This is a genomic window from Butyrivibrio sp. NC2002, assembly GCF_000702265.1.
Lineage (GTDB): Bacteria > Bacillota > Clostridia > Lachnospirales > Lachnospiraceae > Butyrivibrio.
Genome location: NZ_JNKZ01000004.1, coordinates 629,655 through 641,792 on the forward strand (window position 1 = coordinate 629,655; position 12,138 = coordinate 641,792).

Annotated in this window: 11 protein-coding genes; 2 read left to right on the forward strand and 9 right to left on the reverse strand. The window is 38.0% G+C overall.

Going from position 1 to position 12,138, the window contains the following annotated elements; all coding sequences use genetic code 11:
- The first annotated feature begins 4 nt into the window (after positions 1-4).
- On the forward strand, positions 5-709 hold the full coding sequence (locus T543_RS02895) for a 5'-methylthioadenosine/adenosylhomocysteine nucleosidase (RefSeq protein WP_035765510.1): 705 nt from the start codon (positions 5-7) through the stop codon (positions 707-709).
- 42 nt (positions 710-751) lie between these two features.
- Here the strand turns inward: T543_RS02895 and T543_RS02900 are convergent, their stop codons facing one another.
- Both T543_RS02900 and T543_RS02905 read right to left on the reverse strand, forming a co-directional pair.
- Complete coding sequence (locus T543_RS02900) at positions 752-1,276, reverse strand: S-ribosylhomocysteine lyase (RefSeq protein WP_035765513.1); 525 nt, start codon at positions 1,274-1,276, stop codon at positions 752-754.
- A 17-nt stretch (positions 1,277-1,293) separates the two neighbouring features.
- Positions 1,294-1,833, reverse strand: coding sequence for an NADH peroxidase (locus T543_RS02905; protein ID WP_035765516.1), 540 nt, complete (start codon positions 1,831-1,833; stop codon positions 1,294-1,296).
- Between the two features lie 229 nt (positions 1,834-2,062).
- Between T543_RS02905 and T543_RS02910 the strand changes: the two genes are divergently transcribed.
- On the forward strand, positions 2,063-2,920 hold the full coding sequence (locus T543_RS02910; protein ID WP_035765518.1) for a MurR/RpiR family transcriptional regulator: 858 nt from the start codon (positions 2,063-2,065) through the stop codon (positions 2,918-2,920).
- A gap of 76 nt (positions 2,921-2,996) precedes the next feature.
- On the opposite strand, the gene T543_RS02915 is transcribed toward T543_RS02910, so the two are convergent.
- The 7 genes from T543_RS02915 to gyrA form a co-directional block, all read right to left on the reverse strand.
- Positions 2,997-4,106 (reverse strand): hypothetical protein, encoded by a 1,110-nt coding sequence (locus T543_RS02915; protein WP_035765522.1) that lies wholly within the window; start codon positions 4,104-4,106, stop codon positions 2,997-2,999.
- Between the two features lie 17 nt (positions 4,107-4,123).
- Entirely contained in the window at positions 4,124-5,662 is a 1,539-nt protein-coding gene (locus T543_RS02920) for an MBOAT family O-acyltransferase (protein ID WP_035765525.1), read from the reverse strand.
- Between the two features lie 4 nt (positions 5,663-5,666).
- A complete protein-coding gene (locus T543_RS02925) occupies positions 5,667-6,428 on the reverse strand; it encodes an exodeoxyribonuclease III (protein WP_035765528.1) in 762 nt (253 codons plus the stop codon).
- Between the two features lie 20 nt (positions 6,429-6,448).
- A complete protein-coding gene (locus T543_RS02930; protein WP_242839449.1) occupies positions 6,449-7,735 on the reverse strand; it encodes a chloride channel protein in 1,287 nt (428 codons plus the stop codon).
- 13 nt (positions 7,736-7,748) lie between these two features.
- Complete coding sequence (locus T543_RS02935; protein WP_035765531.1) at positions 7,749-7,940, reverse strand: hypothetical protein; 192 nt, start codon at positions 7,938-7,940, stop codon at positions 7,749-7,751.
- A gap of 80 nt (positions 7,941-8,020) precedes the next feature.
- Positions 8,021-9,466 (reverse strand): GGDEF domain-containing protein, encoded by a 1,446-nt coding sequence (locus tag T543_RS02940; RefSeq protein WP_035765534.1) that lies wholly within the window; start codon positions 9,464-9,466, stop codon positions 8,021-8,023.
- A gap of 13 nt (positions 9,467-9,479) precedes the next feature.
- On the reverse strand, positions 9,480-12,122 hold the full coding sequence (gene gyrA / locus T543_RS02945) for a DNA gyrase subunit A (protein ID WP_081829901.1): 2,643 nt from the start codon (positions 12,120-12,122) through the stop codon (positions 9,480-9,482).
- Positions 12,123-12,138 lie beyond the last annotated feature (16 nt).

Genomic DNA, 12,138 nt, shown 5'->3' on the forward strand with positions numbered 1-12,138 from the left:
TCATATGAGTACAAAAATCGGAATCATCGGAGCAATGGAAATTGAGGTTGAGACCTTAAAAAAGGAAATGACCATAACCGGTACCAAGACCATTGCTAACATGGAGTTTAATGAAGGCATGCTTGGAAACACGGATGTTGTCGTTGTTAAGAGCGGAATAGGCAAGGTTAATGCCGGTATCTGCGTTCAGATCCTTGCAAGTGTATTCAACGTTACAAACGTTATAAATACAGGTGCTGCAGGCTCACTCGATGCCAAAATCGATATAGGTGATTTTGTTGTTTCCACTGATTGTGTCTATCACGACGTTGATGCAACAATATTTGGCTACAAAAAAGGCGAGGTTCCCCAGACAGGACTTAGAGAATTCCCTGCAGACAAAGACATGATCGAAGGAATTAAAAAAGCTGCAAAGGAAGCTGATATTACTTCAAAACTCTGGGATGGCAGAATATGTTCAGGTGATCAGTTTATCTCAGACAATGCTGTAAAGGATGCTATCAAGAAGGAATTTAACGGCCTTTGCACAGAGATGGAGGGAGCTGCAATAGCTCACGCCTGCTATATCAACAAGATTCCATTTGTGATCTTAAGAGCTATATCAGATAAAGCAGATGGAAGCGATATGCTAGACTATCCCGAATTTGAAAAAAAGGCTGCACACGACTGCGCAAGCCTTACACTCAGCTTTATAAAAAATCTTAAATGATAAGACGCCCGGATCAAATGTCCGGGCGTTTTACTTTTTTACTTATGAGTCGAAGAACTCTCTTCCATCATCTGTTACCATTCTCTCAGACTTTGGATACTCAAATATTTCAGCATTCTCTGCATTTTTAGTAAGATAATCCGCAAATCTCTTAGCATACCATTTAGCCATCGGAAGATTGTGCATAAGGTAATTTCCGCAGTTAACAGCCTGAGCTCCGGGTACTTCCTCGGCATTCTCAACTGATTTGAATGCTCTTGTAACAAGGTCGCATATTTCCTTGGGAGCACGGTTTCCCTTCATAATGAGATAGAAGCCTGTAAGACATCCCATAGGTCCCCAATAAATGATCTGATCCTTCCAATCGGGATCATTTCTAAGGTAAGTTGCAATTATATGCTCAAGAGTATGCATTGCAGCTACCTCAACTGCGGGCTCAACATTAGGCTTTGTAACCCTGATGTCATAGGTTGTAACCTTCTCTTCTCCTAGAATATCTACTCTGCTGGTAAAGATTCCGGGTACAATTTTTGTGTGGTCAACAGAAAAGCTGGGAATTAAATCCATTTTTTTACTCCTTTGTATCAATTAAAATATCTCTTTAAGAGACCGGCAAATGCCTTGCCATGTCTTGCCTCGTCTCTTGCCATCTCATGAACTGTATCATGTATAGCATCGAGGTCAAGAGCCTTAGCGCGCTTAGCAAGATCAACTTTACCTGCTGTTGCGCCGTTTTCAGCATCTACTCTCATCTCGAGATTTTTCTTTGTTGAGTCTGTTAAGACTTCACCTAAAAGTTCTGCAAACTTAGCAGCATGCTCTGCTTCTTCCCATGCAGCCTTTGCATAGTAGTCACCTACTTCAGGATAGCCCTCTCTATATGCCTGACGGCTCATAGCAAGGTACATACCTACTTCTGAACATTCTGCAGTGAAATTGGAACGAAGGTCCTCTAAAATATCACTGGGAACACCCTTAGCTACTCCTACTACATGCTCTGCAGCCCATACCATGTCACCTGACTGTTTGGTGAACTTTTCAGCAGGTGCCTTACATACCGGACATTCCTGCGGAGGCTGATCTCCCTCATGAACATAACCACAAACTGAACATACCCATTTCATAGATAAAATCTCCTTTCTTTTGAGGATTTTTACCCTCCATGTATATAAAAAATGTTAGAAAATTATTGCTTTTTTAAGTATAACAAATAAATTGTACACATTTTAACATTAATAAAAATTTAATATTTCTGTTCCTTTTGTTATTGTAATTTAATAATGTTATATGTGATTTTGCGATATACTAATGATAGTTAATTATGTTTGCATTTATTTTACGAAAGAGGTTGTTATGTCAATTCTCGAAGAAAGAATAAAAAGCGTATATACAAATTTAACCAGAGAAGAGCGTAAAGCTGCTGATTATTGTCTTAAAAACGATGCCAGTATTTTTAATAAAACCGTTGCAGAACTTGCTGAGGATTCAGGTACCACTCAGGCAACCTGGAGCAGGTTTTCCAAATCCCTAGGATATACCGGACTTAAGGGCTTAAAGCATGAACTCTTTACAAGTGCTAATAATGCCGAAAAACCCGGACCTCATATCGAATTTAAGGATATCGATCAATATACATCTATGCAGGCCATTGCAGATAATATCTGCGCTACCAGTACTCAGGCCATTCAGACAACCTACAGACTCTTTGATGCCAAGTCATTTGAGAATGCTGTAGATGCCATCATTTCAGCCAGAATGATCAGGATATTCGGAGTTGGTAGCAGCGGACTTGCAGCTTATGATCTGTATACCAAGTTCCAGAGATTATCATATAACGTAACTTTTAACGAGGATCATCATAATTCTCTTATGAATGCGGCTCAGCTAAAAGAGGGCGATGTTGCTATTTTCCTGTGTGACTCCGGAAGAACCGAAGAGATCATGCAGCTTCTAAAGACTGCTAAAGAAAAAGGTGCTGAAACCATCGCTATCACAAAGCTTGGAAACAGTCCGCTTGCGCAGGGTTGTGATCATGTTCTTTTTACCACATCTCCTGAAATCGATAAAAAGAGCGGTGTTACAAGTTCAAGATTTTCACAGCTTTTCCTTGTTGATACCATCTATACGGCTGTTGCAAACAAGGATTTTGAAAATATCAGAACTCTCCTGCAGGATTCCTATGATCTGTTCCACGAGCTTGTAAATTATTAAGACAGGTATGGTAGATTACATATATCTGCAAAACTCTCTCAGGGTGTATGGCATAGTCCTTGAGAGAGTTTTCATTTTACTCCTCTCCCGGTGGTTGCTCGTATGTTAAGAGGTCTTGCTCTTCATAGGGCTTTATGAGCTCATTTACTATTTTCTCTGTAAAATCCTTCATTTTATCAAGCTCTTCTTCATAGTTTTCAGTTGTAAGTCTGTATTCTCCTCTTACCATCTGATCTAGCATAAGCTTATTTATTTCAGGTGAAAAATGTATCGAATCAAGGTAGTTTTCGAGGTTTGTTATAACCATAGGCTCATTCTGAAAACAGAATACTTCCGCGTTATCATAGGATAATAGTGCCTTTACCATCTGTTTTTCATTGTAAATATAGGCATCTCTCTCACCTGTTCTGTATATTCCATCCCACCAAAGCATAGAATATGCCGGGAAAAAGAAATGAAACTGCGTATCCGGATGATTCTCAACCTGCCTTGTAAGAAGATCGATATTTGCAAGAAGCTCTTCTTCGTAAGCCTTCTCATCCATCATTTCACTTACTTCCAATGTTCTGTTGTAGAGCCCAAGCGCATTTGCCTGATTAAAGGTTTTCCATTTTGCCCAGTTGTAGGATAGTGATTCATCATAATCCGTAAATAGGGAATTCACTATAAGATATGGTATCTTCTCAAAAATTACTCCCTTGTTGAATAAATACATTACATCGTTAAAGGGATTATGATCGTAGAGGTACATCGGGCATCCCGTTGATTTGTACGTTGTTTCACTACTTGCGCTAAGAGATGACGGATCAATGTTGTAAAATACATGATCTATCTTATTTCCCGAGCTGAAGGCTTCGTCCAGAAGGTAGCACAGATCTGCTGTTGCTCCGTATGACCTTACTGCCTTTATAGTATTGCAGTTATAAGCTTCGTTATACCAGTCGTTGTCGTTATTTTCCACCACAGAGGATCCTACAAGGACCGCGTCATAATCAAAATGCCTGAGCGTCCCAACGCACTGATATTCCTTGTCGTTTAAGACCGCTTTTAAAAATGGCAATGGCTTATGATAGTGATAAAAAGGATCAAATATGATCACCAGACCTGCTATAAGTAAAAGAAGTACAGCTACTGATATCAGAAATTTTTTTATGAAGGTTATGTCCTTTGTTTTTGTATTTTCCATGTTTTCTAAACTCGCACCTAAAAGTTAAAATAAATAAATGTACTTACCTGTGATAAAGATATGAATGACCATACAAACAGGATTACCAAAAGGAATGTATATCCTTTTCCTATTTTTTCTCCAAAAACAAGTTCTCTTGCATTATCCCTTGTCATTACAAATGCGGATACTATCATAAGGATTGCAAAGCTTGCAATATATACAGGTGTTTCAAGGCTTTTGTTTACGAGGTTTACTGCCTGACGGATGAGATAGTTTTCCGATATGCTAAGGACACTTGCTGTCTTATACAAAAATCCCGGCCAGGTAAAGAAACAGAGTTGTTTAAAATATTGGATTGCATAAGTCATGTTCTTTGATCTGAAAAATACAAGGGATATCAAAAACATGATGTATGTAAGTATTTTTCCAAGAAATTCAGGTATTACTATAAGCGGCTTTTCTCTAAGCAAATAGCTCTTTTTTATGTCTGTCTTTGTTGCCATAATTCCAAGATCGTCAAATACAACCATTATTCCCATGATCAGTCCCCAGCACAGATATGTCCAACCTGCTCCGTGCCAGAATCCGCTTAAAATAAATATGATAAGAACATTAAGCGCAGTCCTTAATTTGCCTTTTCTTGATCCGCCAAGAGGAATATAAACGTATCTTACGAAAAATCTTGTTAGTGTCATGTGCCATCTCTGCCACAGATTTCTAACGCTAAGTGCTTTATAGGGTGAGTTAAAGTTCTGAGGAAGAGTTATTCCCAGCATGTAGCTTACGCCCTCTGCCATATCACAATAACCTGAAAAATCAAAATAGAGCTGGAATGAATAGGCTACAAGGACTAATATTCCAGTTATCGTATCCATGTAATAGGTGTATAAAAATCCGTAGTCGGCTATTTTAGCGAGGTTATCACCAAGAAGTACTTTCTTTGAAAGTCCGATAACGAATAACTGCATTCCCTTTGCTATGTTCTCAGATTTCAGAATTCTTTTTTCTTTGTCTCTGAACTGGCTTATCATTTCACCAGGAAGTGCAATAGGTCCCTGAATTATCTTCGGAAAATATGTTATGTATAAAAGATATTCTGTAAATGTCACAGATTTTGCGGACACTTTTTCCCCGGGATCACTATAGTTATCCACAATCTCCCTATATGTATCCACTAAGAATGCTATATGTGAAAAAATATAAAAACTTATTCCCACAGGCAAAACTATAGCAAGGCTATCTATCTTTCTCCCCGTTACAATCGATATATTTTCAAGGAAAAAGTTAGTGTACTTAAAATAACCCAGTAATCCAATATTTGTAATTATTCCAAATACAAGTAATATCTTTTTATCTCTGCTCGTAATTATAAGTCTGCTTATTTCGTAGGTAATAAAGGCTGATAGAAGAAGAATTATCACAAATTTAAATGAAAAAAGGCCATACAAAATTATGGAAGATGCAATTAGCATATAATCTGCAATCTTCCATTTTTTCATGGCCGATAAGGTATACCACAAGATAACTACAAGTGGCAAAAATATTAATATAAATGAAAATGAATTAAATGACATATCCTTATTCCAGAATGAGACCTACCGGGCAATGATCCGATCCCATCTGATCCTTGTAAATAATTGCATCTTTGAGCCTGTTTTCAAGAGCCTTGGATGTTATAAAATAGTCTATACGCCATCCTGCGTTTTTCTCACGTGCTTTGAATCTGTATGACCACCATGAATATGCGCCTTCAAGATCAGGATAAAAGTGTCTGAAGGAATCAATCAAATCAGCTCCTATCACATTATCGAATTTAGACCTCTCTTCGTCTGTAAAACCTGCATGGCCTTTATTTGTCTTAGGATTCTTAAGATCTATTTCCTTATGCGCAACGTTAAGGTCACCACAGTAAATTACCGGCTTTTTCTTTTCAAGAGTTTTAACATATTTTAGGAAATCATCCTCCCATACACATCTGTATTCAAGTCTTGAGAGGTCTTCCTTTGCATTCGGAACATATACGGTTATCAGATAATAATCCTGATACTCAGCTGTTATTACTCTTCCCTCATGGTCATGCTCTTCTATTCCAAGACCATATGTAACCTGTATAGGTTCTTCCTTTGTAAAAAGAGCTGTACCTGAATATCCTTTTTTCTCTGCATAATTCCAGTACTGATGGTATCCGGGCAGATCAAGTTCAATCTGTCCTTCCTGAAGTTTTGTCTCCTGAAGTCCTATTACATCAGGTTTTTCTTCTTCCATAAATTTTTGGAATTCGCCCTTTGATACACATGCGCGAAGACCGTTTACGTTCCATGATACAAGTTTTTTTGACATAATTTTCTCCTTGAAGGAAATTATTTGGTGGTTGTATTTATGTATTTATTTCTGAATTTGGAATACATGATCTTCTGAGAATCATATACTCCGTAATAGCCTGAAAACGTGTAACTAAGTGCTATTGCCAAAAGATAATAGGGCATTCCGTTGTAGCCAAACATTTCAAAACACAAAAGAAGTGATGAAATTGGACAGTTAGTAATTCCGCAGAACAAAGCTCCCATACCTATTGCAGAACAAAGAGCTGAATTAAATCCAAATATCTGTGAGTATAAACATCCAAAGGTAGCTCCTATATAAAGAGCAGGGATAATTTCTCCTCCCTTAAAGCCTGCTCCCATAGTTACTGCTGTAAATACCATCTTGAAGAAAAAGGCTTCATAAGGCGCTTTTCCTTCTGTTGCCAGCTCTATAACGTCCATTCCTGCGCCGTTATAGTAATTATTTCCAACAAGAAGTGTCAGAAGAACTACAAGGCAGCCACCCACAAATATTCTTATATAAGGATTCTTAAATGCTTTCTTATACAGTTCTCCGCTTTTTTTCATAACTATGCAGAACATGATACTGATTAGTGCACAGAGAACAGCAAGAATAGCTCCTTTTATAGCATTATCGATTGTAAAATTAGGTACAATTGTCACTGCAAAAACATCGGGTACTGTTCCAAGGTATTTTGCCAGATTACTTGCTACAAGTGCTGAAACTACGCATGGAATAAGGGCTGCATAATACATAACTCCTATGCTTTCTATTTCCATCGCGAGAAAAGCAGCTGCCATCGGTGTTCCGAAAAGGGCTGCAAATGCTGCACTCATTCCGCACATAGTTATTATCTTACAATCATCTTCATCCAGCTTTATCATCTCTCCTATGTTATGACCGATACTTCCGCCTAGCTGAAGAGCTGCGCTTTCTCTTCCGGCACTTCCGCCGCAGAGATGCGTAAGTATAGTTGCTACAAAGATCAGTGGGATTTTTCTCTTAGGTAGATGATCTCCTGCTGAAATAGTAGTTATAACCAGGTTTGTTCCGGTATCTACATATTCCTTGGATAATCTGTAAAGAAATACGATAAGTAAACCTGCAAAAGGAAGAAGCCATATCATAAAGCTATGGCTTTTTCTAAATGCAGTAGCATATTTTATTCCATGGAAAAAGGCAGCCCCAACTGCCCCTACAATCAAACCTACTATTATTCCCAGAAAAAGCCACTTAAATGTGGAACGAAGTCTCTTTATCTGATGTTTATAATGAGGTTCCAAAGATTTGTTATCTTCCATAACAGTCCCCTCTTTTTTCATACCATTACCCCTATTAATTACTCATTGACGCTATGAGCGCATCTATTTCCGATTGACTGAGCATTCTTCCGCTGTTAGCAGCGGATGCATCTGTAGGTGACTGCGAAGGCACACTAAAACCTCCACCTCCCTGCTGTGAAGATTTACCCATAATGCTGGCAAGAAGCGCCTGTTGTTCAGGATCAAGTCCGTTTATATCACTCATATTTTAATCCTCATTTTGCAAAAATAAATGTATATATGAACTGTATCATATTTTTGTATCTAATAAAAATTAAATTATTATTAGCCAAGTGATTCTAATCTTTTCATGTTCTTTAAATTATCATCGGTTTCTCTTAGCATTTCCCTTAGAGACAGGCTCTTTTCATAGTCAAATTCACATATAGAATAGATAAGGTGGTTAAGATATTTTGTGTTATCCATAAGGAGCTTATTATTCTGCCTTGCCATCTCTATCCTCAGAGCTTCAGCTTTATCTTCTTCATCTGTTACCTGGATAACAGCGAATTCATCACCACGTATTCTTCCGCAAACACTGTGCTTTCCAAATACTTCCTCAAGTATCTCCGCTACTCTGCATACCGCATGATCACCTTCATCATGACCATGTATCGCATTGATATTCTTTAAAGAGTCCATGTCAATATATGCAACTACTGCATATTTGCCCTCTTTGAATTCTTCCTTGAGCATATCATAAGCTTCTGCAAAGAATCCTCTTCTGTTAGGCAAACCTGTCAGGTAATCCTTATCTCCGATATGATCAAGGACAGAGCCATCTCTTGCAAGCTGTTCCTGGCAATCAGCCAGTTCTTCTTCAAGGTATGCTGTATTTTTCAATAAATAATCGATACGTCCACCTGCAATCAGTGTATCTAAGAGAATATCATCGAAAACTCCGCACATAAAGTCTTTAGAATAATCAGTTATCATAAATCCTTTTTGTTCATTACCGATGAATATATTTCTTATTACCTGGCTATTGTTGTTATCAATTATGTCGAATATGTCCTTAGTATTTATTGAATCATTATCAAGGACATCAACAGATTTTCCATCTTTTACCGAAAAAATCCTCTTTGACTTTTTCGGAATCTTCCATCCCTTTTTAAGAGACCTGTTTACAGGTTCTTCCAATATTGCAAGTTCAATATTTTCAATTCCCGCTTCTGCCACCTTCTCAGAGACAATACTGTATTTTTCCTGAATGTCACCGAAGGTTATTATCTCAGATATTTTCTGCAATTTTAAAATGCTTTCTGTAATATCTTTGAGAGTTATATCCTTTAGCTTTGACTTTTCTATGTCTGATTTTTTACCTGAGATTTTCTCATATAGCTGCTTTATAGCATAAAATCCCAATTCTTCGTCTGTAAGATCATCTTCTGATTCCACAGATTCAAATCCGTTAAGGGTTGTAAGAGTAAGAACATTTTTATTATCAAGAGATTTTATAAAATCCTCTTTTTTCAGAATCTGAGCATCTCTTCCAATCCTATCAATATCGACTATAAATCCATCGAATTTTGCCTGCATTGCATAATCAAATACAGCCTGATACTGATATGCATAAGGATTACTTTCATCGATATTCCTATCGGTGATCATGTATTTTCCCGGAAAAATGATCAGTTTAATGCCCAACTTACACGCAGCTTCATCTGCACCTCTGCAGATGTAAGCTACATGTTCATCCTTAAATTCTGAAATAAATAGTCCCACTCTCATAGAAAATCACCTATCACTCATTTTCTTCATTATCTTCTTCAGATTCAAAATCTTCGTCGATAATATCATCTAAATCGTCATCATCAACTTGTTTTTCTGATGTTTCAGGTATTTCCTCCATGGCATCTTCTATATTCTCGAATTCTTTGTCGCCATTAGATAATTTTTCTCTTACTTTTGCTATTGCTACTACGAGAACTCCCTTATCAAGATTTATCATCTTAACGCCGGATGTAACTCTTCCATGAATGGTTATTTCTTCCATTCTCAGCTGAATAAGTATTCCGCTATCTGTGATCATCATGATCTCGTGCTCATCCTTAACAGCTTTAACACCTATAACATTGCCGGTCTTTTCTGTTATCTTGTAGCACTTAACACCCTTACCGCCTCTGTTCTGAATATGGAATTCATTAAGTTCTGTTCTCTTACCATATCCTTTTTCAGAAACTATGAGAAGTGAATCACCCTGAGAATTAAGCTGCATTCCTACAACTTCGTCCTGGTCTCCGAGCATGATTCCTCGTACACCCATGGAGGTTCTTCCTGTAGGTCTTACATCTGTTTCTTTGAATCTGATACACATTCCGTTCTTTGTTACAAGGAATATCTCAGAGTCTTTCTTAGTAGTCTTAACTTCTATCAATTCGTCATCATCATCAAGGTTGATTGCAGTAAGACCGTTCTTTCTCACGTTTGCAAATTCCATTACGTGAGTTTTCTTAACGGTACCCTTCTTGGTAACCATGAAGAGGTTCTTTTCTTCTGTATATTCCTTGATTGGAATTGTAGCAGTTATCTTTTCATCCGGAGCAAGCTGCAACAGATTAACTATAGCTGTTCCTCTTGATGTTCTTGAAGCTTCGGGAATCTGATATGCTTTAAGTCTGTAAGCTCTTCCCTTATTCGTAAAGAACATGATGTAGTTGTGGGTTGTAGTCATAAGAAGATCTTCAACATAGTCATTTTCTATTGTTGAAATACCCTTTATTCCTTTACCTCCACGGTTCTGTGCTCTGAAATTATCTATGGACATTCTCTTTATATATCCAAGGTTTGTCATTGCAATGACTGTGTTAACATTGGGGATCATGTCCTCTATGTCTATGTCAGAGTCATCATGTCCTATCTGTGTTTTTCTGTCATCTCCGTATTTATCAGAGATTTCAGTTATTTCCTTCTTAATTACACCAAGAAGTACTTTTTTATCTGAAAGGATAAGCTTTAATTCCTTAATTCTTTCAAGGAGTTCTGCGTGCTCTTTCTCAAGCTTGTCTCTTTCCAAACCGGTAAGAGTTCTAAGACGCATATCAACAATAGCCTGAGCCTGAACATCTGAAAGTCCGAATCTTGACATCAACTGTTCTTTTGCAAGCTGAACTGTCTCGCTTCCGCGTACAATCTTGATTACTTCATCGATATTATCAAGTGCGATGAGTAATCCTTCCAAGATATGATTTCTCTCTTCAGCTTTATTTAAGTCAAACTGTGTTCTTCTTGTAACAACGTCTTCCTGGTGAACGATGTAGTGATGGAGCATGTCTACAAGTCCAAGAACCTTAGGTTCGTTGTTTACAAGTGAGAGCATTATAATTCCGAATGAGTCCTGAAGCTGTGTATGCTTGAAAAGTCTGTTGAGCATAACATTAGCATTTACGTCATGTCTGAGCTCTATGACGATTCTCATACCTTCTCTGTCGGATTCATCTCTAAGTGCTGTGATTCCGTCGAGTTTTTTAAGCTTTACATATTCAGCAATCTTTGAAATGAGGTTAGCTTTGTTAACAAGATAAGGAAGCTCGGTTACTATGATTCTGCTCTTACCGTTGGGCATGGATTCAATGTCTGTTACGGCACGAACAATAACCTTTCCTCGTCCTGTTCTGTAGGCTTCCTCTGCTCCTCTTGTTCCGAGAATGATTCCACCTGTAGGAAAATCAGGAGCTTTGACGATAGGAAGAAGTTCTTCGATATCTGTCTCTCTGTCCTCGTTAATTTTATTATCAATCATCTTGTTTACTGCTGCAATTACTTCCCTTAAATTGTGGGGTGGAATATTTGTAGCCATTCCGACAGCAATACCGGTTGTTCCGTTTACAAGAAGGTTAGGAAATCTTGAAGGAAGAACTACAGGCTCTTTTTCTGTCTCATCAAAGTTTGGTGTAAAATCAACTGTATCTTTGTTGATGTCTGCAGTCATTTCCATTGAAATCTTGGAAAGTCTGGCCTCTGTATATCGCATTGCGGCAGCGCCGTCACCGTCAACGGAACCAAAGTTACCGTGTCCGTCTACAAGGCAATATCTCATTGACCAGGGCTGAGCCATGTTAACCAATGCACCGTAAATTGAGCTGTCACCATGAGGGTGATATTTACCCATTGTATCACCAACGATACGCGCACATTTACGATGTGGCTTATCAGGACCGTTATTAAGCTCTATCATGGAGTAAAGAATTCTTCTCTGAACAGGCTTAAGACCATCTCTTACATCAGGAAGTGCTCTTGATGCGATTACACTCATGGCATAATCAATATAGTCTGACTCCATCGTTTTCTGAAGGTCTACCTCTTTTACTCTGTCGGTAGTTACCTTGTCAAAAACGTCATCAGATAATTCTTCACCGTTTTTATTGTTGTTATTATTATCAGCCATTTTTTCCCCTTATAAT